This window comes from Mesorhizobium sp. WSM4844, from assembly GCF_055811775.1.
Genome location: NZ_JBVVQB010000031.1, coordinates 47,349 through 68,604, shown reverse-complemented (window position 1 = coordinate 68,604; position 21,256 = coordinate 47,349). Strand labels below are relative to the sequence as shown.

Sequence of the window (21,256 nt, the reverse complement as noted above, 5' to 3'; positions counted from 1 at the left end):
CGCGCCGGCGTGCACTTTCGACCGGGCTGTCTGGAGGTGACGGTGATCGATCGGCGAACCCTGCTTTTGATGTCGATGGCTTTGTTGACGGCCAGCGCTTCGGCGGCGTCGCGCCGGCTTTCGCCATCTCCGCAAACCATCGACTACGGTCCGGCCAGGCTCGACATCTACGCGCGCGCCGGCGCCAGCTCCCTGCCTGTGATCGTTTTCATCCATGGCGGTGCCTGGCGAGCCGGCAATCGCACCAACGTCGACGTCAAGCCGGACTTCCTGCTCGACAATGGCTTCTGCTTCGTCTCGATCGACTACCGGATGCTGCCTGAGGCTGATGTCGCCACCCAGGCCAACGATGTCGAGCAGGCCTATCGCTACGTGCGCGCCAACATCGCCGGATACGGCGGCGATCCGAACCGGATTGCGGTGATGGGCCATTCGGCCGGCAGCCATCTCGCCGCACTGACCGGGCTGCGCGGCGGTCTGCCCGGCGTCGCGGCGCTGGTTCTCAACGATACCAGGGCTTATGACCTGAAGGCGCTTGCGAGGAGCGGCGGCATGACACGGGCCTATGCAAAGGCCTTTCCCGACCCGGCGCAGTGGCGAACGCTGTCGCCTGCCACCCATGTCGGGAGCCGCAAACATCCGGCGACCTTCATCGCCTATTCGCGCGCAGCGGGTCGTGCGGCAGCCTCACGGGCCTTCGCCGAGCGCCTGCGGGCGACCGGAACGGAGGTGACACTGTTCGACGGCAGCGCCTATTCGCACATGTCGATCAATCGCGATTTCGGCGACGAAGGCGACGCCTTGACCCGTGCGGTGATGATTTTCCTGAAGGCAGCGCTCGGATAGAGCGGTTCATCGTTTCACGGAAACGCCGAACCGCTCTATCTCTTTGTTTTTGCGCAATTCCCTAGGGAAAGCGCTATGCGCTTTTCCCGGGAAAACCGTTTCACACTTTTCCTGGAATTGCTCTGAGGCCTACCACCTGGTCTTTTCGTCCGGCGCGGCCGGCTCGATCGCCAGCGCATGGACACCAGCCTTCAATTCGTCGGCCAGCAACGCGTTGACCGCGCGGTGGCGCTCGATGCGACTCATGCCGGCAAAGGCTGAGGAGACGATGCGGACGCGGAAATGCGTCTCACCGGTGCCGTCATAGGTGCCGTGATGATCGGAGTCCTGATGGTGATGGCCGGCATGCAGATGGCTTTCGTTGATGATGACCAGCCGCTCCGGCAAAAACGCCTTCTTCAACTTGTCTTCCATCGTCGACTGTATGGACATTCGTACTTCCCTTCACCACATATGGCTGGCGCATGACCCCCGAAAATCGGTGCCGTTTGCGCGTCCGGAAGGACGCGCGGCGCCGCCGTCGCGACAAAATTCGCCGATCGCCCGCTTTATGCCGCGATTCAGCGGTTAGGGCGATCATCGCGAAAATGTCAATTCTTGTTTCGCACCGGCGAACAGCCCATAAATGGGTAAGATGAAACCGTACCCCAAATATTTCGAGAAAATTCGCATCCGCCCGGAGAAGGATGCGGAGCTGAAGTCTCGTTCGCCGATCTGCCAGTGGGACGGTTGCAAGGAGGCCGGCACCCATCGCGCGCCGGTCGGGCGCATGAAGGAGGGCGAATATTTTCAGTTCTGCTTCGATCATGTGCGTGAGTACAACAAGGGCTTCAATTATTTCTCCGGTGTCCCCGATACCGAGATCGCCCGCTTCCAGAAGGAAGCGATGACCGGCCACCGGCCGACATGGAAGATGGGCGTCAACGGCGCCTCGACGCGCTCCTCGCCCGATTTCGCCCAGCAGCGTTCCGGCCGCGCCGGCTACTACAACCGCATGCGCGATCCGTTCGACCTGTTCAAAGGCCCGAAGGATCCGCGCGAGGCGCGTGAGCGCAAGGCCAAGCCGCTTGAGGCCAAGGCGCTGGAAACGCTTGGCCTTGATACAAAGGCGACTGGCAAGGATATCAAGGCGCGTTATAAGGAACTGGTGAAACGCCACCATCCGGATGCGAATGGCGGCGACAGAGGTTCGGAAGACCGGTTCCGCGATGTGCTCCAGGCCTATCGCGTGCTCAAGCAGGCAGGATTGTGCTGAGCGACCTCCGTGTCGTTTTCCAACTTTCATAAGGTTGGAAAAGGCTCTAAGACCGCCCCCGGACAAAATCGATTGCCGGCGAAATCAGGCGCTTCGCCCGTGGAGACGTTGATAAAGATGAACAAGGTCGATCGCGACATCGCCAACCTGCCCGACACCACCGTGCCGGTGAAGGAGAAATTCGGCTTCGAGTCCAAGATGGTGGTGCCGGCCTATTCGGTGTCGAGCGAGCATGTGCCCGACATCGATCCCGACTATCTGTTCGACAAGAACACGACGATGGCGATCCTCGCCGGCTTTGCCTACAACCGCCGCGTCATGGTGTCGGGCTATCACGGCACCGGCAAGTCGACGCATATCGAGCAGGTCGCCGCCCGCCTCAACTGGCCCATGGTGCGCGTCAATCTCGACAGTCATGTCAGCCGCATCGACCTCGTCGGCAAGGACGCCATCGTCGTCAAGGAAGGGCTGCAGATCACCGAATTCCGCGACGGCATCCTGCCCTGGGCCTACCAGCACAATGTCGCGCTGTGCTTCGACGAGTACGATGCCGGCCGTCCGGACGTGATGTTCGTCATCCAGCGCGTGCTGGAATCGTCGGGACGGCTGACGCTGCTCGACCAGAGCCGGGTCATCCGCCCGCATCCGGCGTTCCGGCTGTTCTCGACCGCCAACACCGTCGGTCTCGGCGATACCACCGGCCTCTATCACGGCACCCAGCAGATCAATCAGGCGCAGATGGATCGCTGGTCGATCGTCACCACGCTGAACTATCTGCCGCACGACAATGAGGTGAACATCGTGCTGGCCAAGGCCAAGCACTATCGCGATGCCAAGGGCAAGGAGATCGTCAACAAGATGGTGCGTGTTGCCGACATGACGCGTTCGGCCTTTATCAATGGCGACCTTTCGACCGTCATGAGCCCGCGCACGGTCATCACCTGGGCCGAGAATGCCGAGATCTTCGGCGATATCGGCATGGCGTTCAGGCTGACCTTCCTCAACAAGTGCGACGAGCTGGAACGCTCGCTGGTCGCCGAGTTCTACCAGCGCGCCTTCGGCCAGGATTTGCCGGAGAGCGCCGCCAACGTGGTTCTGGGCTAAGCATGGCTCGATTCCGATTTTCGGGGTCATGCGTCAGGGAATGATCGATGGCGGGTCCAGGCGACAACACGCGCAACAAGTCGAAGACGGGGTCTGAAGCCGACAGCTTCAAGCGCGCCGTCACCGTCTGCATGCGCGCGATTGCCGGCGACAAGGACCTCGAAGTCGGTTTCGCCAAGGATCGGCCGGCGCTCGCCGGCAGCCGCGCCCGGCTGCCTGAACTGCCGAAAAAAGCCTCGAAGGCCGACATCGCCATCACCCGCGGGCTCGGCGATTCCATGGCGCTGAAGCGCGCCTGCCACGACACGCGCATCCACACCAGGCTGGCGCCGGAGGGCAAACAGGCCCGCGCCATCTACGATGCGGTCGAGCAGGCCCGCGTCGAGGCTATCGGCTCCCGCGCCATGCAGGGTGTGGCCGACAATATAGGCTCGATGCTCGAGGACAAATACGCCAGGGCCAACCTCATCGACGTCAAGGACAAGGCCGACGCGCCGATCGAGGAGGCGCTGGCCCTGATGGTGCGCGAAAAGCTGACCGGTCGCACTGTCCCGAAGAGCGGCGAGCGGCTGGTCGACCTCTGGCGCCCTTGGGTCGAGGAGAAGGCAAGTGCCGATCTCGACGGACTGTCGGCAAAGCTCGACGACCAGCAGGCCTTCGCCCGTGTCGTGCGCGAGATGCTGGCTTCCATGGAAATGGCCGAGGAACTCGGTGACGACCAGGAGACCGAAGACTCCGAAGACAACGATGAAAACCAGCCGCAAGGCGAGGAGCAGAGCGAGGAGGGCGGCGAGGACGATTCCGGCTCCGAGCAGTCGCAGTCGGACGACACCGAGGCGTCGTCCGACGACGAGCAATCGGCCGAGATGGAGGCATCCGATGCTACCGCCGACGACCTGTCCGACGACGACGACGCCGATGCCGAGACGCCCGGCGAGGCGCGCCGCAACGACAATCCCTTCACCAATCTGTCGAAGGAGATCGATTACAAGATCTTCACCACCGCGTTCGACGAGACGGTGGGTGCGGAGGATCTGTGCGAAGAGGAAGAGCTGGATCGGCTGCGCGCCTTCCTCGACAAGCAGCTTGCCAACCTGTCCGGCGTCGTCGGCCGGCTGGCCAACCGACTGCAGCGCCGCCTGATGGCGCAGCAGAACCGGTCCTGGGATTTCGATCTCGAAGAGGGTTATCTCGATCCGGCGCGGCTGGTGCGCGTCGTCATCGACCCGATGCAGCCGCTGTCCTTCAAGCAGGAGCGCGACACCAAATTCCGCGACACGGTGGTGACGCTGGTGCTCGACAATTCGGGCTCGATGCGCGGCCGGCCGATCACCGTCGCCGCCACCTGCGCCGACATTCTGGCGCGCACGCTGGAACGCTGCGGCGTCTCGGTCGAGATCCTCGGCTTCACCACCCGCGCCTGGAAGGGCGGGCAGGCACGCGAGAAATGGCTGAAGGAAGGCAAGCCGCCCAATCCTGGGCGGCTCAACGATCTGCGCCACATCATCTACAAATCCGCCGACCATCCATGGCGGCGGGCGCGGCGCAATCTCGGCCTGATGATGCGCGAAGGCCTGCTCAAGGAAAATATCGACGGCGAGGCGCTGCTGTGGGCGCACAACCGCCTGATCGCCCGGCCGGAGCAGCGCAAGATCCTGATGATGATCTCGGACGGCGCGCCGGTCGACGATTCGACGCTGTCGGTCAATCCGGGCAACTATCTCGAACGGCATCTGCGCGCGGTGATCGAATTGATCGAGACGCGCTCGCCGGTCGAGCTCCTGGCCATCGGCATCGGCCACGACGTTACCCGTTACTATCGCCGCGCCGTCACCATCGTCGATGCCGAGGAACTGGCCGGCGCCATGACCGAGCAACTGGCCTCGCTGTTTGGCGAGGAAAGCATGCGCGATACGCGACGCGGCGGCATGCGGCGCGCCGGATGATTTTTTCGCGGGGCGGCTTTCGGCAGACGCTTTTCGCCGCCACAGCCCTGTTCGTTGCCGGCATCGCCTTGTCGGCTCCCATCCCTGCCGGCACCGTTGCGGTCGAGCCGATCGAAATCTCGGCACGGCTGATAGACCGGTTTCATATCGGCGGTGACGAAAAGCGGTTCGGCCCGCTCGAATTCGTCGGCGGGCTGGAAATGACCTCGCCGTCACGCGATTTCGGCGCGCTGTCGGCGTTTCGTTTCCGCAAGCCCGGCAGTGATTTCATCGGCGTCGCCGACACCGGTTTTTGGTTCTTCGGCACCGTCATCCATGATGCCGACAAGCGCCCATCCGGCATCCGGAATTTCCGTATGCAGCAGATGGCCGACGAGGCGGGCCAGCTGATCGCCGAGAAATGGGAGGTCGACGCCGAAGGCCTTGCGCTCAAGGACGGCATTGCCACAGTCGGCTTCGAGCGCGATCACCGCATTGCACAGTTCAAGATCGAACCGGGCGACATGAAGCCGCCGTTCAGGCAGCTCGACTTCCTGATTCCAGCCTGGGAGCTTCGCCGCAATCGCGGCTTTGAGACCGTCATCCACGCCAATCCTGACGGCCAGCACCAAGGCGGGCTGGTCGTGGTCTCGGAAAAGAGCCTCGACAAGGCAGGCAACATCTATGCGGCCGTTATCGAAGGGCCGCACAAGGGCGTCTTCACCGTCAAGCGCAACGGCAATTTCGACATTGCCGACGGCGCCTTCCTGCCGGACGGCGACCTCTTGCTTTTGGAGCGCAGCTTTTCGATGGCCGGCGGCGTCAAGATGCGGCTGCGGCGCATCTATGGCGAAAGCGTCGAGAAGGGCGCGGTTGCCGACGGGCCGGTGCTGATGGAAGCCGACATGGGCTACCAGATCGACAATATGGAAGGGCTCGACGTCTGGACCCGCGACGACGGCGCGCTGATGGTGTCGCTGGTCTCGGACGACAACCACTCGATGCTACAGCGTAATCTGTATCTGGAATTTGTGCTGCACGAGGATTGAGAGGCGGTCGGCAAAGGACGGCCGATAACAGCTACAGCTTGGCGCCGGTTGCGGCAGGCCGGGGTCCGTTGGTCGCGATCCAGATGATTTGGCGTGCGCCGCGCTTGCCATTGGCTCGCACCTTGGCCTCCTCGACCGCGAAGCCCGCCTGCTTGAGCCGGCGGGTGAAACCGCTGTCGGGTCCCTGCGACCAGACCGCCAGCACGCCGCCGGGCTTGAGCGCTGCTCTCGCGCTGATCAGCCCGGCTATACTGTAAAGAGCATCGTTGGCCCTGTGGACGATCCCTTCAGGCCCATTGTCGACGTCGAGCAGGATGGCATCCCAGGCCGAGGCTTCCGATCGTATGATCTGCCCGACATCCGCCTCGCGAATGGTCACGCGCGGATCGTCGAGACAGCCGCCGAACAGCGAGGCCATCGGGCCGCGCGCCCACGCCACCACGGCGGGCACCAACTCGGCGACAACGATGCCGGCATCGGCGCCAAGCTCGGCAATCGCGGCGCGCAGCGTGAAACCCATGCCCAGCCCGCCGATCAGGATTTTCGGCTGTCTGCGGCCGGCAATCCTTTGGCAGGACAGGCTCGCCAGCGCTTCCTCAGAACCGCCGAGGCGGCTGTTCATCAGCTCGTTCGAGCCGAGCATGATCGAGAATTCGGCGCCGCGTTGTTTCAGGCGGAGCTCATGGTCGCCGTCAGGGGCTTTCGCGGTATCGAGTTGGACCCATGGGATCATGCTTGAGAACCTGTGAGCATGATCTTTTCCGAAAACCGGTTCCCACTTTTAGGGATCATGCTCTATGCCGCCAGTGCCGGCTGGCTCCAGCGGGCGGCAAGCAGCCGGTAGGGGATCAGCGCCACCACGGCGATGATCAGCTTCACGCCGAGGTCGCCGAGCGCCCATGACACCCAGCGCATGGCCTCGACCGGCAGCACGCCCATCAGCGGCGCGGTTTCGAGCGCAAAGCCATCGTTCGGGCCAGCGAAGGCAAAAGCCGCCGAAAAGGCGATCGTGAAGAACACCGCGGTGTCGAACACCGAGCCGACCAGCGTGCCGACGATCGGCGCCCGCCACCAGCTCTGCCGGCGCAACCGGTTGAACACGGTCACGTCGAGCAGCTGCGCGATCAGGAGCGCGATGCCGGAAGCCGCCGCAATGCGCACCAGCCGGTCGGCAGCCGTCTCGAATTCGATCAGGCCGTAGCGGAACAGCAAGGGCGGGATGACTACCGAGCAGATCACTGCCGCCGTGAAGCCGACAAACACGATCCGGCGCGCCACAGCCGGGCCGTAGCGGCGATTGGCAAGGTCGGTGACCAGGAAGGAGAACGGGTAGGTGAAGGCGCCCCAGGTCAGAATGTCGGCCAGCGACAGGCCGCCGATTGCACCCTGCAGCGGGAACTGCACGAGAACGTTCGACGCCACCACGACAAGCGCCATGGCCGCAACGAAGGGCAGGTATCGGGAGAAAAAGCTCATTTTTTTATCCTGGGTAATGGAACCAGCGGGGTGTCATGCCGAGTTCGGACGACACTCCATTGCTGTTTGGCCATCGGATTTCTCCGAAAACCGCTTCGCACTTTTCGGTCCGATGCCGAAGGCGGCTGCCTGAAAAATTAAGCGGCCGGCTGTTCGGCGAGCTTCTTGGCGATCTGCTTCTTCAGCAGCCGCGCGCGCTGCGACAGCTCCTTGGCGTCGGCCTTGGCCAGGAACGCATCAAGGCCGCCGCGATGCTCGACCGAACGCAGCGCGTTGGCCGAAATGCGCAGGCGCACATTCTGGTTCAACGCTTCCGAGATCAGCGTCACATTGACGAGATTGGGCAGGAAGCGACGCTTGCTCTTGTTGTTGGCGTGGCTCACATTGTTGCCGGACATGACTGCCTTGGCAGTGAGTTCGCAGGTGCGGGACATGGTTCTAAACCTTCAGTTCTCGGTCTGGCCAAACATTCAACCCGCGCCGGGTGGCGCGCGGTTTCGGTCAGGCGGCCTTATGGAAAAAGTTGGCGTTCCATAGTTGCATTTCGGCGATGCGTCAAGCTCCGGCTTGCGCCCGGGTGTGACGACGTCTTTCACATAAAGGCCGAAATTCAGTCTATAAGCGGTCGCACAAGGAGATGCCAGGCTGGAGTTGCGCGCTTCTGCTGAAATCGAGGATCGATCCCGCCATGCTTCGTTCGTCTCATGCTCTCCTTGCATCGCTCGCCGTGGCGCTGCCGACGGCAATTTCTGCCGCCACGCAACAATCCTTCAAGGGCGAGTATACGGTTTCGGTCCACGGCTTCTCGGTGGCCAAGGCAAGCTTTTCCAGCAGTTACGAAGGCGATACCTATTCGATCGAAGGCAGCGTCTCCAGTGCCGGCCTCGCCACAATATTTGACGACACGCGTGGCACGGTCTCGTCGAAGGGCAAGATTTCGGGCAAGCAATTGCAGCCGCAGGCGTTCCGCGCCGACTACAAATCGGGCGACAAGGCATCGATGATCGATATCCAGTTCGCCAACGGCACTGTTATCGCGACCAAGGTCGTGCCTGCGCCGAAGAAGCGCAATTCCAAGAAATGGATACCGCTGGCCGCCAGCCATCTCGCCTCGGTGCTCGATCCGATGGCCGCCACCGTCATCCATGCCGATAGCCTCGACAAGGTCTGCGGGCGCACGGTGAAGCTCTATGACGGTGAGATGCGCGCCGATCTCAGGCTGACCTACGAGTCGAAAGGCTCGACCTCGGTGCGCGGCTACGAGGGCGATACCGTCACTTGCCGGCTGGATTTTGAGCCGGTGGCGGGTTATCGCAAGAACCGCAAATCCCTGGATTACCTGAGAAAGCGCAGCCGCATCATGGTGACGTTTGCACCGGTCGGCCAAACCGGCGTATATGCGCCGATCCACGCCACGGTCGGCACGAAAATCGGCACTCTCACCGTCAGCGCGGAGCGGTTCGAAGCGACAGAATAGGCGCGATCGCGCGCCGCCGGAGACGGACATGGGGCGCGCAACACTGATCGGCTTCTCGGCGGTCGCCATGTGGGCGCTGCTGGCGCTGCTTACGGACGCTTCCGGCGCGGTGCCGCCATTCCTGCTCTCGGCGATCACCTTCACGATCGGCTCTGGCGTCGGGCTCGTCGCGCGGCTGTTCATGCCGGCCACCGCCGGGAGCGAGAAAATACCGCCGCAAGTGTGGCTGATCGGCATTGCCGGCCTGTTCGGCTATCACTTCTTCTATTTCACTGCGCTGCGCAACGCGCCGGCGGTGGAGGCGAGCCTCATCGCCTATCTGTGGCCGCTGCTCATCGTGCTCGGATCGGCGCTGATGCCGGGCGAGCGGCTGGCCTGGAACCATGTCGTCGGCGCACTGCTCGGCCTTGCCGGCACTTTTCTGATCGTCACCAAGGGCGGCGGGATTGCCTTCGACGCGCGCTATGCCTTCGGCTATGCGATGGCCGGCGTCTGCGCCGTGCTGTGGTCGTCCTATTCGCTGTTGTCGCGCCGCTTTCCGTCGGTGCCGACCAGCATCGTCACCTGGTTCTGTGCGGCCACGGCAGCGCTTTCGCTTGTCTGCCATCTGATGCTGGAAGAGACGGTGCTGCCCGTCGGCGCCGGCCAGTGGCTGGCCGTGCTCGGCCTCGGCCTGATGCCGGTGGGCGCGGCCTTCTACGCCTGGGATATCGGCGTCAAGCGCGGCAACATCCAGGTGCTGGGCGCCGCAAGCTATGCCGCGCCGCTGCTGTCGACGCTGGTGCTGATATCAGCCGGCTTCGCCGAGCCGTCCCTTCGCATCCTCGCCGCCTGCGTGCTGATCACCGGCGGCGCAGCGCTTGCGGCGAAATCGCTGTTCTTGCGCAAGAGGGCTGCGAGCGAGGCAGGGGCGTGATGCCGTTTCCCGGCGGCATCGACGCCGACGCCAATGCGACGCTGCTGTTTTCGCTGGCCGCCGCGGTGATCTACGCCTTCACCATCGACATGCCGCCGAAGCTTGCGCGTTCCGCGGTCAAGACGCTGGCCGTGGCAATGCTCGTCGTGCTGGCATCGCTGCAGGGCGGTCCGTGGCTGCTCATCGCGGCGCTGGCGCTCAGCGCCATCGGCGACGCATTGCTGTCGCGCGACGGTGAAAAGGCTTTTGTCGGCGGGCTGGCCAGTTTTCTCGTGGCGCATGGGCTTTACATCGCGCTGTTCCTGCGCTCCGGCGAGGGGGTCGGGCTGCTCTCGGCCGAGCCGTGGCGCGCGGCGATTGCCGTGGCAATGGCCGTGTTGGCGCTCGCCATGCTCTTTGCGGTCTGGCGCCGTGTCGGCCCCGCCCTGCGCCTTCCCATCAGCGTCTATATCGCGACAATTTTTGCCATGGGCATTTCGGCGCTGACCTTGAGCAATTTCTGGGTCGTCGGCGGCGCCGTGCTGTTCATGGCGTCCGACGGGCTGCTCGCCTCGGAAAAGTTCCTGCTGAGCGCCATCTCGCCGCACCGACACTGGACGCGCCACGCGGTCTGGATGCTGTATTACGCCGCCCAGTTGGCGATCACGATGGGTTTCCTGCTGGGTTAGGACTCCAGCCCGGTTCGGCCAGCTCGAAGGCGGCGAAATCGAAGCCCGGCGCCACGGTGCAGCCGACCAGCGTCCATTCGCCGAGGCTGCGCGCCGACTGCCACCAGCCTGCCGGCACGACGATCTGCGGCCGCTCGCCCGCCGCCAATGCCGTGCCGAGCACCTGCTCGATCACCGGCCCGTTTTCCCGATGCATCGACAGTGCCAGCGGGGCGCCGGCATAGAAATGCCAGACCTCGGCGGCGTCCTTGACGCGGTGCCAGGCCGACACTTGCTCCTGCTCCAAAAGGAAATAGATCGCGGTCGAATGGCCGCGAGCGCCTTCCGCGCCATCGCGAAAGGTCTCGGCATACCAGCCGCCTTCCGGATGCGGTTTCAGGCCGAGCGTGGCGATGATTTCGGCGGAACTGGTCATTTTCCCCAGAACTTCGTGGGTTCCAGCCCATCAACGGTGCTCAGAAATTATCCTTGCGCTTGCGAATTTCGGCGAACACTTCGGCGTCGGAGGCGTTCTCCAAGCCGAGATGCTTGCGGATTGCCGGATCGTGCCAGCGCAGGAACGGATTGGTCGACAGTTCCTCACCGATCGTGGTCGGCAGCGTCGGCTTGCCGTCGGCGCGCAGCGCTTCGATTTTCGCGGCGCGCTCCTTCAATGCCGAATTGGTCGGGTCGACGGTCAGCGCGAAGCGGGCGTTGGAAAGCGTGTATTCATGGCCGCAATAGACGACCGTCTCGGCCGGAAGCGCCGCGAGCTTCTTCAACGAATCGTACATCACCGGCGGCTTGCATTCGAACAGCCGGCCGCAGCCGAGTGCGAACAGCGTGTCGGCGGTGAACGCCACTTTCGATCCCGGCAGATGATAGGAGACATGGCCCGCCGTGTGGCCAGGCGTGGCGATCACGTCGATCCTCTCGTCGCCGAGGTGGATGACCGAACCCTGCTCAACGGTTTCGTCGATGCCGGGAATCTTGGCCTGTTCCGCCTCCGGCCCGACGATGCGCAGCTTGAACCGCTCCTTCAACGCCAGATTGGCCTCGACATGGTCGACATGGTGGTGGGTGGTCAGGATCATCGTCGGCGTCCAGCCGGTGCGCTCGATCGCGGCCAGGATCGGCGCCTCCTCGGGCGCGTCGATGATCGCGGTCTGGCCGCTTTTCGGGTCATGCACCAGCACACCGAAATTGTCGCTGCGGCACATGAATTGTTCGATTTCAACCGGCATCGCATCTCTCCACGAGAGCGCCGCGCGTCCAGTTGGACGCACAAAGGACGCTTCTGACACTTTTTATCTGCTGCATCGTGTCTTCCGAAATCGAAACCGATTTCTTGCCGATGCAGCAGTCGCCGCAGACATAGGGCGCTTGCCCGCGGATGTCATCCGTCTTTGGAGAACTGGGCGCCTTTGTTGAACTTGGACAGCATCGAAGATAGCGTGCCGCGCATGCATTCCGATATCGTCGACCTTCGCTCCTTTTATTCGACCACGCTCGGGCGATTGGCCGAACGCTCGATCACCATGGCGTTGTCCTCGATATGGGCTGTCGTGCCCAATGAGCGGCTGGTCGGCCTCGGCTACACTTTGCCGTGGCTGGAGCGGTTCGGCACCGATGCCGAACGTGTCTTTGCCTTCATGCCGGCGACGCAAGGCGCGGTGGTCTGGCCGGCCACCGGGCCGACCGCGACCGCGCTGGTCTTCGATGAGGAATTGCCGTTGGTCGATGCCTCCATCGACCGCATGCTGCTCGTCCATTCACTCGAACATGCCGAGAACCCGCGCGAGACGCTGAACGAAATCTGGCGGGTGCTGTCGCCCGCAGGCCGCGTCGTCATCGTCGTGCCCAACCGGCGCGGTGTCTGGGCCCGTTTCGAGCATACGCCGTTCGGCAGCGGCCGGCCTTTCTCGCGCGGCCAGCTCACCGAATTGCTGCGCGAAGCGAATTTCACGCCCGCGGCCTGGTCCGACGCCCTGTTCTTCCCGCCATCGCGGCGACGCTTCATGATGCGGTTCCATAATGTGCTGGAGCGCGCCGGCCGCAGGTTCTGGCCGATCTTTTCCGGCGTCATCGTCGTCGAGGCGCAGAAGCGGCTCTATCAGGGTGTGCCGGTCGTCCAGCGCGCCTCTCGCCGCGTCTTCGTGCCAGTTTTCTCGCCGCATGGCGCCACAAGGCTCGGCCGGATATCGCCGACCGGGAAGGCGCCATCGCCGGGCCGCTGATGACGTTTTCGTGATCGGAATCACGCTTTTTCCCACCTATCTGTCGTGGGCGGGTTTGCTACCCGATTGAGTCGACTTGCTCACCGGTTTCAGCACCGCTTGCGAAGGGTCTTCATCAATGGCCGATCATCCGGATTTCGAGGCCAGCGCCAAGCCGACTGCCGCGTCGGTCGAAGCCAGCAGCCTGCGCGACCAGCTGGCGACAATCAGGCTGGCGTTGGCGAAGTCGCCGATCCGCAAACAACTGCTCTGGGCCTGCCTCGGCATCGTCGCCGTCATTGTGGCAACCTCGATCGGGCAGGTTCTGCTCAATCGCTGGAACGAGCCCTTTTACGACGCGCTGGCTCGGCGCGACATGCAGGGTTTCCTGCACCAGCTTCTGGTGTTTGCCGCCATCGCCGGCGGGCTTGTGGTGCTCAATGTCGGCCAGACCTGGCTCGACCAGACGATCCGGCTGAAGCTGCGTGAGGCGTTGACCGTCGATCTGATCGGTGAATGGATGCGGCCGGCGCGGGCTTTCCGGCTCGCCAACGCCGGCGCCATCGGCGTCAACCCCGACCAGCGCCTGCAGCAGGATGCCGGGCATCTCTCCGATCTTTCTACAGGTCTCGGCATAGGGCTATTGCAGTCGTTCATTCTGCTTGTTTCGTTCGTCGGCGTCCTATGGTCGCTGTCTTCCGGCTTCGTCTTCCATGTCGGCGGCTATTCGCTGGCGATTCCGGGCTACATGGTGTGGGCCGCAATCCTCTATGCCGGCACCGCCTCCTGGCTGAGCTGGCTGGTCGGACGGCCGCTGATCCGCTTCAACAGCGACCGCTATACGCGCGAGGCGGAGCTGCGCTCCTCGGTGGTCCGCGTCAACGAGAATGTCGATGCCATCGCGCTTGCGCACGGCGAGGCCGACGCGAGACGGCGGCTTGAGCTCGACCTCGGCACGGTGCTGGGCGCGATGCGGCGCATCTACAGCGCCCAGATCAATCTTTCCTGGGTGACCGACACCTATGGCTGGATCACTGTCGTCGCGCCGATCCTCGTCGCCGCGCCGGTCTATTTCGCCGGTGACATCAGCTTCGGCGGGCTGATGATGGCTGTCGGCGCCTTCAACCAGGTGCATTCCTCGTTGCGCTGGTTCATCAACAATATCGGCGGCATCGCCGATTGGCGCGCCACGCTGATGCGCGTCGCCGATTTCCGCATCGCGCTTGCTGAAACGGATGTGCTCCACCACAGCGAGAGGCGCATCGAGTTCGGCGAAAATCCGGACGGCAGGCTGACATTCGACAAGCTCGAAATTGCGTCGCGGGATGGATGCACCAAGCTCGCCGAGCCCCATGTCGAGATCCGTGCCGGCGAGCGCGTCATGATCACCGGAGATCCGCGCGCCGGCAAGACGCTGTTCTTCCGCGCCATTGCCGGTCTGTGGCCGTGGGGAAGCGGGCGGATCGGCATGCCGGCCGGAGAGGTGCCGGCCTTCGTTCCCCGAAAACCCTATTTCCCGCTCGGCACGCTGCGCGAGGTGCTCGACCACGCCGATGCCGCGGTCAGCGACGCCGAGATCTCGGCGGTGCTTGCCGAGGTCGGTCTCGGGCGGCTGTCATCCTCGCTCGACCGGTCGGCGCGCTGGGAGCGCGAATTGAGCGATGACGAGCAGCGCCTGCTTGCCTTTGCCCGGCTGGTCTTGCGGCAGCCGAAATGGGTGATCATCGATGAGGCTTTGGACACGTTCGACGGCGCGACGCTGCGGCGGGTGCTGTCGATGCTGGAGGCGCGTCTTGCCGACGCCGCGATCCTCAATATCGGCCGTGGCCAGCAGAATATTGAATTCTTCCCGCGCTCATTGGCGATCGTGAAAGACGTCGAGCGACCGGCTCTCAAGCCAGTCCGCGTCAGGGCCGGCGCGATCGAACCACCCCCGGCCGTCGCCAAAGCCCACCAACAGGCATAGCCGGCCGTAAGCTTTATTTTGCCGTGATCGCGGCGAAAGATTGCCGGCATCGTTCGGAAGCCTGCGGCGTTGGATTCATGCGACACGCTTTGAGTCTTTGCTTCGATGCTTGTCGTTACCCCAAAACCGGTGCGCGCTTTTGGGCGACCTGCGTCAGCCTGCTTGCCTGCCTTGCCCGTGCCCAGGCAGCACCTTTGGCCGCGCCTGCCGACACCATTGCCGTGGACGTCGAACTGGTGCTGGCGGTCGACATCTCGCACTCGATGGACGAAAAGGAATTCGCCCTGCAGCGCGCCGGCTATGTCAAGGCGCTGCGCCACCCCGACTTCATCAATGCGGTGCGTTCGGGCGTGAACGGCCGCATTGCGCTGGCCTATTTCGAATGGGCAGGCACCGTCCGCGACGACGCCGTCATTGCCTGGCAGGTCATCGACGATGCCGAGAGCGCCGAGGTATTCGCCGGCAAGATCGAGGCGCGCCCGTTCAGGAGCTTTCGCGGCACCTCGATTTCCAGTGCGCTCGCCTTCGGCGCCAAGCTTTTGGATGGAGCCGCCTTCGACGCGACGCGCAGCGTCATCGACATCTCAGGCGATGGCCCCAACAATATCGGGATGCCCGTCGCCACGACACGCGACGCCGCGATAGCAAAGGGCATCGTCATCAATGGCCTGCCGATCCTGATCAGCCCGTCGCCCAGCTTCAGCCATCTCGACCAATACTATGCCGAGTGCGTCACAGGCGGGCCAGGTTCCTTCGTGCTGCCGGTCTATGCCGCTTCGGAATTCGTGACCGCCATACGCCGCAAGCTGGTCCTCGAGGTCAGCGGTGTTACCGATCCTAATGCCGGTCCCGGGGCCGATCCCGGGTCCGTCCCGGTCGACGCGGCAGCACCGGTCGACTGTTTGCAAGGCGAGCGCGGTCGGCGGTTTTTCTCCGATCCGTATTTTCCGGAACTTGATCGTTAGACCTCGACGAATGGCGATCAGTCCCAGATGTCTCCGGACTCGGGCCGGCTGGCCGAAGCGACGGGTCGCCGTTATCGCTTCAGCAGGAACACCGCCTGCTGGCCAAAGAAATTCCAGAACCACCATGGCATCGACAGGCCGATTTTCTGGCCATTGGCGTCGAGCGCGGTTGCCTTTTCCACCGTTGCGCCGAGCTCTTCGCAGAGATTGACGAAGTCGCGGATGGTGCAGAAATGGATGTTGGGCGTGTCGTACCAGGAATAGGGCAGGTCCTTGGTCACCGGCATCCGCCCTTCGACGAACAGCGAAAGGCGTACCCGCCAGTGGCCGAAATTGGGGAAGGAGACGATGGCGTGCTTGCCGATCCTGAGCAACTCGTCGAGCACCAGCTTCGGGTTGCGGGTCGCCTGCAAGGTCTGCGACAGGACGACGAAATCAAAACCCTTGTCGGGATAGAATTTGAGGTCCTTGTCGGCGTCGCCCTGGATGACGGACAGGCCGCGTGCCACGCATTCGTTGACGCCGCGCTGCGACAGTTCCATCCCACGGCCGTCGACCTGCTTCGTTGCCTGCAGCAATTCGAGCAGCAGGCCATCACCGGAGCCGACGTCCAGCACCCGCGACTGCGGCGGGATGAGATCGGCGACGACTTCGAGGTCGACGCGCTGGGCGTGGTTGACACTCATGATCGTGGCCTTTGACTGGCGCATGACCTTGATCCGAAAAGCCTGCAAACTTCAGGCGTCATGCGCTGCTGCCTGGCGCAAGATGCCGGTCCGGAAAGCCTGCAATTTTTCAGGGTCATGCGCTGAGCCCCCTAGCGCGGGCCGCCGACGCGATGAAGCCGTTGATGGCGGCGAACAGCTCCGGCTCGTCGAGCAGGAAGGCGTCGTGGCCGCGATCGGTCTCGATCTCGACGAAGGACACCGAGGCGCCGGCCGCGTTCAGCGCGTGAACGACCGAGCGGCTCTCCTCGGTCGGGAACAGCCAGTCGCTGGTGAAGGAGACCAGGCAGAAACGGGTCCTGGTGCCGGCAAAGGCGTCGGCCAGCCGGCCGCCATGATCGGCGGCGAGGTCGAAATAGTCCATCGCCCGGGTCATGTAGAGATAGGAGTTGGCGTCGAAGCGGTCTACGAAGGTCATGCCCTGATGGCGCAGATAGCTCTCAATCTGGAAGTCGGCGTCGAAACCGAAGGTGAGCGCTTCACGGTCCTGCAGGTTGCGGCCAAACTTCCGGTGCAGGGCCGCCTCCGACAGATAGGTGATGTGAGCGGCCATGCGCGCCACAGCCAGTCCCTTTTCCGGGCGCTTGCCCTGCTCGAAATACTTGCCGCCATGCCAGTCGGGATCGGCCATCACCGCTTGCCGGCCGACCTCATGGAAGGCGATGTTCTGCGAGGAATGGCGCGCGCCGGTGGCGATCGGCAGCGCTGAGAAAACGCGCTCCGGATAGCTCGACGCCCATTGCAGCACCTGCATGCCGCCCATCGAGCCGCCGAGCACCGAAAACAGTTTTTCGATGCCGAAATGGTCGACCAGCATCAACTGCGCCCGCACCATGTCGCGGATGGTGATGATCGGCAGGTCGAGCCCGTAGGACTTGCCGGAGACTGGATTGGTCGAGGCGGGGCCGGTCGAGCCGAGGCAGCCGCCGATGACGTTCGAGCAGATGACGAAGAAGCGGCTGGTGTCGATGATCTTGCCGGGGCCGATCAGCACTTCCCACCAGCCCGGCTTGCCGGTCACTGGATTGGTGCTGGCGACATGCTGGTCGCCGGTCAGTGCATGGCAGACGAGGATGGCGTTGGAGCGGGCGTCGTTGAGCGTGCCGTAAGTCTTGTAGGCGATCTGGAACGGTGACAGCAGCGTGCCGGCATCGAGCTTGAGCGGCTTGTCGGCATCGAAACGCAACACCGGGCTCGACGGCTCGACGGCCTCGTTGTTGGTCCTTTTCGTGCGCAGCGCGACCATCGCATCCTCTTACATTAACCCATCGTGTTTTCCGAAAGTCGATTGCGATTTTCGGGTCGATGCGACTGTCCGGCCGGCTGCGGACAACAAAAAAACCGGCATTGCCTTCGCAAAGCCGGTTACAAGATGCAAACGGCCCTTTAGCGAGTTGTTTAACGTGGCTGCAAGCCGACCGGCCAAATCACCACGGGATTTCGCCTTTCTTTAGGACCGGCGCGCCTCGGCGTCAACGGCCAGTCACGCACCGATCATTGCCGCCTCTCGACATTCCAGGCCACGACTTGTATTTCCGCGGCGGCTTCCAGTGTGGCGGATCCGAAATTCGCATCGCGTTGGAGCAGCGGAAGCGTTCTCGACGGATTTTTGCAATATGAACCAGGCATCGGATCAGGCACGTCCAACGCCCCGCCCGGGGATCATGGAGATCGAGGCCTATGTGCCGGGCAAAAGCACGGCGCCGGCCGGCGTTGCCAAGGTCCATAAATTGTCGTCGAACGAGAATCCGCTCGGCCCCTCGCCGAAGGCGATAGAAGCCGCGCGCGACGTTGCGGCCAAGCTCGACATATATCCCGACGGCACCGCCAGGCGCCTGCGGGAGGCGATCGCCGAGGTGCATGGCCTCAATCCGGCGAACATCGTCTGTTCCAACGGTTCCGACGAGATTCTGGGCCTGCTTGCGCAGACCTATCTCGCACCCGGCGACGAGGCTGTGATCACCGAACACGGCTTCATGGTCTACAAGATCTATATCCAGTCGGCAGGTGCTGTCCCGGTCTCGGTCAAGGAAACCAATGAGCGCGCCGACGTCGACGCGATCCTCGCTGCGGTGACGGCGCGTACCAGGATCATTTTCCTCGCCAATCCCAACAACCCGACCGGCACCTATTTGCCGTTCCAGGAGGTGCGCCGCCTGCATGCCAGCCTGCCTCGAAACGTGCTTCTGGTGCTTGATGCAGCCTATGCCGAATATGTCCGCCGCAACGACTATGAAGCCGGCGTCGAACTGGTGGCTGGCGCGGAAAACGTGGTCATGACCCGCACCTTCTCCAAGCTCGGCCTCGGCGGCGCGCGGATCGGCTGGATGTATGCACCGTTGCATGTCATCGATGCGATCAACCGGGTGCGGGGTCCCTTCAACGTCAACGCGACGGCGATCGAGGCCGGCATTGCCGCGATCCGCGACCGTGCCCATGTCGAGCGAAGCGTGGCGCATAACGAGACCTGGCTGACCTGGGTGAGCGAGGAGTTGACCAGGCTCGGACTGCGGGTGACGCCGAGCGTCGGCAATTTCGTCCTCATCCACTTTCCCGAAGACAAAAAACATTCGGCGGCAGCCGCGGACGATTACCTCTGTGCGCGCGGCTACATATTGCGGCGCGTTTCCGGCTACGGCTTCCCGAATGCGCTGCGCATGAGCATCGGCACCGAAGAGGCCAATCGCGGCGTTGTCGCGTCGCTGGCGACATTTCTGAAAAGCTAGAACACCATGACATCACCGATGTTCGAAAAGATCGCGCTGGTCGGCATCGGCCTGATCGGCTCGTCGCTGGCCCGCGTAATCCATCGCGAAGGCCTTGCCGGTCATGTCGCCATCTCGACGCGCAGCGAAACGACGCTGGCGCGGGCGAAACAACTCGGCCTCGGCTCCTTCTACACGTCGGATGCGAAAGAGGCGGTCGGCGATGCCGACCTGGTCATCGTTTCGGTGCCGGTCGGTTCTTCGGGCGAGGTCGCCGAGGAAATCGCACCGGCGCTGAAGCAGGGCGCCATCCTCACCGATGTCGGCTCGACCAAGGCGTCGGTCATCGCGCAGATGCTGCCGCATGTGCCTGCCGGCGTGCATTTCATTCCCGGCCATCCACTGGCCGGCACTGAAAAATCGGGTCCGGACGCCGGCTTTGCCGAATTGTTCGAAAACCGCTGGTGCATCTTCACGCCGCTACCCGGCACCGATCCCGAGGCGCTGGAAAGGCTCTCGGAATTCTGGCGCCGCTGCGGCTCCAACATCGACACGATGGATCCCCAGCATCACGACATGACATTGGCTATCGTCTCGCACCTGCCGCACATCATCGCCTATAACATCGTCGGCACCGCCGACGATCTGGAGTCGGTGACCAAGTCCGAGGTCATAAAATATTCGGCCTCCGGCTTTCGCGACTTCACGCGCCTTGCCGCGTCCGACCCGACGATGTGGCGGGACGTCTGCCTGCACAACAAGGATGCCATCCTCGAAATGCTGGCGCGGTTCTCGGAGGATCTGGCCTCGCTGCAGCGGGCGATCCGCTGGGGCGACGGCGAAAAGCTGTTCGACCTGTTCACCCGCACCCGCGCCGTGCGCCGCTCGATCATCGAGGCCGGCCAGGACATCGACGTGCCGGACTTTGGCCGGCAGGCAGTCGAGCATCCGGCCAAGGGATAGAGCATCGGACCCGTACCGGTTTTAGGTGAAATCCGATGCTCAAGCAAAAGATAGAGCGGCGGTACCATCCGATTTGAAGGCCGCCGCGCGCTCAATCCGGCCAGTGAGCCGCCATCATCGCCAGTGTCTCGGCCCTGTCCGGCGCGCCCAGCCTGCCGCCGAAGCGCAGGCATTTGAGCGCGGCGGCGGCGCTGGCAAAGCGCAATGTCCGTTCGATCGGCATGGCCTCGGCCAGCCCGACGGCAAAGGCGCCATGAAACACGTCGCCGGCGGCAAGCGTATCCACTGCCTTGATCCTTGGCGCGGCGACGTGGCGCACCGACGCCACCGAACGGTCGAACCACCAGCTTCCCGCTGCGCCGCCGGTCACCGCTACGAATGCATCGGTGCGTCTGGCCAGCGCTTCACAGGCCTCCTGCGGGCCTCGCTCCTCGCCGCAGAGGATGAACGCCGCCGGCTCCGACGCGACGATGTGGGAGGCGAGCGGAAACAGCCGTTCCAGCACGGCCCGTGGCGCGGTGTCGGCATCGAGTATGGCTGGACGGCCGTTTGCGCGCGCCGCCGTCAGGGCCAGAGCTGCCGCGCCCGGCCAGCGCACGTCGACCAGGACGGCGTCGAATGCGGTGAGATCCTGAATGGGGAGCGCTTCGGGGTCGGCCTGCGCGAGCTTGTCATAGAATGGAACAATAATGCGCTCGCCATTGGTGTCGACCAGGATGGCCGACAGTGCCGACCGCGCGCCGGCGACGCGCCGGACAAAGCTGCAATCGACGCCTTCGGCCTCAATGCCTGCGACCAGCTGATCGCCGACGAGGTCGTCTCCCGCGCTCGCCCACAGCGATACCTCCGCGCCGAGGCGGCGTGCGGCGCAGGCCGCGCTCGAAGCCATGCCCGAGGCGATCTGGACGCCGTCGGACGCGATGAACTTGCCCTGACGCGCCGGAAGCGTGTCGACGCGAAGGATCGTATCGAGCGTCAGCGCGCCAACACTCAGGAGCTTCACCGCGCGGTTCATCTATCT

22 protein-coding genes and 1 riboswitch are annotated in these 21,256 nt (G+C 63.6%); of the genes, 13 read left to right on the top strand and 9 right to left on the bottom strand.

From position 1 onward, the window contains the following. The first annotated feature begins 42 nt into the window (after window positions 1–42). Window positions 43–846 (top strand): alpha/beta hydrolase, encoded by an 804-nt coding sequence (locus AC0L2A_RS22575; RefSeq protein ID WP_473610732.1) that lies wholly within the window; start codon window positions 43–45, stop codon window positions 844–846. 129 nt (window positions 847–975) lie between these two features. On the opposite strand, the gene AC0L2A_RS22570 is transcribed toward AC0L2A_RS22575, so the two are convergent. Further along, on the bottom strand, window positions 976–1,278 hold the full coding sequence (locus tag AC0L2A_RS22570; RefSeq protein WP_473610731.1) for a BolA family protein: 303 nt from the start codon (window positions 1,276–1,278) through the stop codon (window positions 976–978). A 193-nt stretch (window positions 1,279–1,471) separates the two neighbouring features. On the opposite strand from AC0L2A_RS22570, the gene AC0L2A_RS22565 reads away from it, so the two are divergent. The 4 genes from AC0L2A_RS22565 (at window position 1,472) to AC0L2A_RS22550 (ending at window position 6,179) form a co-directional block, all read left to right on the top strand. After that, on the top strand, window positions 1,472–2,101 hold the full coding sequence (locus AC0L2A_RS22565; protein ID WP_127211936.1) for a J domain-containing protein: 630 nt from the start codon (window positions 1,472–1,474) through the stop codon (window positions 2,099–2,101). 117 nt (window positions 2,102–2,218) lie between these two features. After that, complete coding sequence (cobS, locus tag AC0L2A_RS22560) at window positions 2,219–3,205, top strand: cobaltochelatase subunit CobS (protein WP_128168748.1); 987 nt, start codon at window positions 2,219–2,221, stop codon at window positions 3,203–3,205. A gap of 47 nt (window positions 3,206–3,252) precedes the next feature. Continuing rightward, window positions 3,253–5,151, top strand: coding sequence for a cobaltochelatase subunit CobT (gene cobT, locus AC0L2A_RS22555; RefSeq protein WP_473610730.1), 1,899 nt, complete (start codon window positions 3,253–3,255; stop codon window positions 5,149–5,151). Beyond that, window positions 5,148–6,179, top strand: coding sequence for an esterase-like activity of phytase family protein (locus AC0L2A_RS22550; RefSeq protein WP_473610729.1), 1,032 nt, complete (start codon window positions 5,148–5,150; stop codon window positions 6,177–6,179). Before cobT ends, AC0L2A_RS22550 begins: the two co-directional genes overlap by 4 nt. 31 nt (window positions 6,180–6,210) lie before the next feature. Here AC0L2A_RS22550 and AC0L2A_RS22545 read toward each other — a convergent pair whose 3' ends face one another. From AC0L2A_RS22545 to rpmB, 3 genes are all read right to left on the bottom strand, one after another. Then, window positions 6,211–6,912 (bottom strand): spermidine synthase, encoded by a 702-nt coding sequence (locus AC0L2A_RS22545; protein ID WP_473610728.1) that lies wholly within the window; start codon window positions 6,910–6,912, stop codon window positions 6,211–6,213. A 62-nt stretch (window positions 6,913–6,974) separates the two neighbouring features. After that, complete coding sequence (locus AC0L2A_RS22540) at window positions 6,975–7,655, bottom strand: queuosine precursor transporter (protein WP_473610727.1); 681 nt, start codon at window positions 7,653–7,655, stop codon at window positions 6,975–6,977. Between the two features lie 137 nt (window positions 7,656–7,792). Continuing rightward, a complete protein-coding gene (gene rpmB / locus AC0L2A_RS22535; RefSeq protein WP_023797188.1) occupies window positions 7,793–8,089 on the bottom strand; it encodes a 50S ribosomal protein L28 in 297 nt (98 codons plus the stop codon). Between the two features lie 254 nt (window positions 8,090–8,343). Here rpmB and AC0L2A_RS22530 point away from each other — a divergent pair, with 254 nt between their 5' ends. Genes AC0L2A_RS22530 through AC0L2A_RS22520 form a run of 3 tightly spaced genes read left to right on the top strand, consistent with a single transcriptional unit; the run spans window position 8,344 to window position 10,716 of the window. Next, window positions 8,344–9,132, top strand: a complete 789-nt coding sequence (locus tag AC0L2A_RS22530; protein WP_287218386.1) for a DUF3108 domain-containing protein — start codon at window positions 8,344–8,346, stop codon at window positions 9,130–9,132. A gap of 28 nt (window positions 9,133–9,160) precedes the next feature. Then, window positions 9,161–10,048 (top strand): aromatic amino acid exporter YddG, encoded by an 888-nt coding sequence (gene yddG / locus AC0L2A_RS22525; RefSeq protein ID WP_473610726.1) that lies wholly within the window; start codon window positions 9,161–9,163, stop codon window positions 10,046–10,048. After that, window positions 10,048–10,716, top strand: coding sequence for a lysoplasmalogenase family protein (locus tag AC0L2A_RS22520; RefSeq protein ID WP_473610725.1), 669 nt, complete (start codon window positions 10,048–10,050; stop codon window positions 10,714–10,716). The genes yddG and AC0L2A_RS22520 overlap by 1 nt, the downstream gene beginning before the upstream one ends. Here AC0L2A_RS22520 and AC0L2A_RS22515 read toward each other — a convergent pair. Continuing rightward, complete coding sequence (locus AC0L2A_RS22515) at window positions 10,691–11,131, bottom strand: cupin domain-containing protein (protein ID WP_287235636.1); 441 nt, start codon at window positions 11,129–11,131, stop codon at window positions 10,691–10,693. The two genes, AC0L2A_RS22520 and AC0L2A_RS22515, sit on opposite strands and share 26 nt — an antisense overlap. A gap of 40 nt (window positions 11,132–11,171) precedes the next feature. Beyond that, window positions 11,172–11,939, bottom strand: coding sequence for a hydroxyacylglutathione hydrolase (gene gloB, locus AC0L2A_RS22510; RefSeq protein WP_473610724.1), 768 nt, complete (start codon window positions 11,937–11,939; stop codon window positions 11,172–11,174). 219 nt (window positions 11,940–12,158) lie between these two features. On the opposite strand from gloB, the gene AC0L2A_RS22505 reads away from it, so the two are divergent. From AC0L2A_RS22505 to AC0L2A_RS22495, 3 genes are all read left to right on the top strand, one after another. Beyond that, window positions 12,159–12,932 (top strand): class I SAM-dependent methyltransferase, encoded by a 774-nt coding sequence (locus AC0L2A_RS22505; RefSeq protein ID WP_036262328.1) that lies wholly within the window; start codon window positions 12,159–12,161, stop codon window positions 12,930–12,932. A gap of 118 nt (window positions 12,933–13,050) precedes the next feature. Beyond that, complete coding sequence (locus tag AC0L2A_RS22500; RefSeq protein WP_473610723.1) at window positions 13,051–14,877, top strand: ABC transporter ATP-binding protein/permease; 1,827 nt, start codon at window positions 13,051–13,053, stop codon at window positions 14,875–14,877. 194 nt (window positions 14,878–15,071) lie between these two features. Beyond that, on the top strand, window positions 15,072–15,842 hold the full coding sequence (locus AC0L2A_RS22495) for a DUF1194 domain-containing protein (RefSeq protein WP_245277581.1): 771 nt from the start codon (window positions 15,072–15,074) through the stop codon (window positions 15,840–15,842). A 71-nt stretch (window positions 15,843–15,913) separates the two neighbouring features. Here the strand turns inward: AC0L2A_RS22495 and metW are convergent, their stop codons facing one another. Then, window positions 15,914–16,528: a methionine biosynthesis protein MetW gene (gene metW, locus AC0L2A_RS22490; protein WP_023797197.1), complete on the bottom strand. Its 615-nt coding sequence runs from the start codon at window positions 16,526–16,528 to the stop codon at window positions 15,914–15,916. 115 nt (window positions 16,529–16,643) lie between these two features. After that, complete coding sequence (metX, locus tag AC0L2A_RS22485; protein ID WP_473610722.1) at window positions 16,644–17,813, bottom strand: homoserine O-acetyltransferase MetX; 1,170 nt, start codon at window positions 17,811–17,813, stop codon at window positions 16,644–16,646. 120 nt (window positions 17,814–17,933) lie between these two features. Further along, a riboswitch (SAM riboswitch) is annotated at window positions 17,934–18,011 on the bottom strand. A 172-nt stretch (window positions 18,012–18,183) separates the two neighbouring features. Between metX and hisC the strand changes: the two genes are divergently transcribed. Together hisC and AC0L2A_RS22475 are read left to right on the top strand one after the other, a co-directional pair. Continuing rightward, window positions 18,184–19,293 carry a histidinol-phosphate transaminase gene (gene hisC, locus AC0L2A_RS22480; RefSeq protein ID WP_473610720.1) on the top strand — a complete coding sequence of 370 codons (1,110 nt, stop codon included), beginning with the start codon at window positions 18,184–18,186 and terminating at the stop codon, window positions 19,291–19,293. A gap of 6 nt (window positions 19,294–19,299) precedes the next feature. After that, window positions 19,300–20,235 carry a prephenate/arogenate dehydrogenase family protein gene (locus AC0L2A_RS22475; protein ID WP_473610719.1) on the top strand — a complete coding sequence of 312 codons (936 nt, stop codon included), beginning with the start codon at window positions 19,300–19,302 and terminating at the stop codon, window positions 20,233–20,235. Between the two features lie 91 nt (window positions 20,236–20,326). On the opposite strand, the gene AC0L2A_RS22470 is transcribed toward AC0L2A_RS22475, so the two are convergent. Then, window positions 20,327–21,250, bottom strand: coding sequence for a sugar kinase (locus AC0L2A_RS22470; RefSeq protein WP_473610718.1), 924 nt, complete (start codon window positions 21,248–21,250; stop codon window positions 20,327–20,329). Window positions 21,251–21,256: the final 6 nt, after the last annotated feature.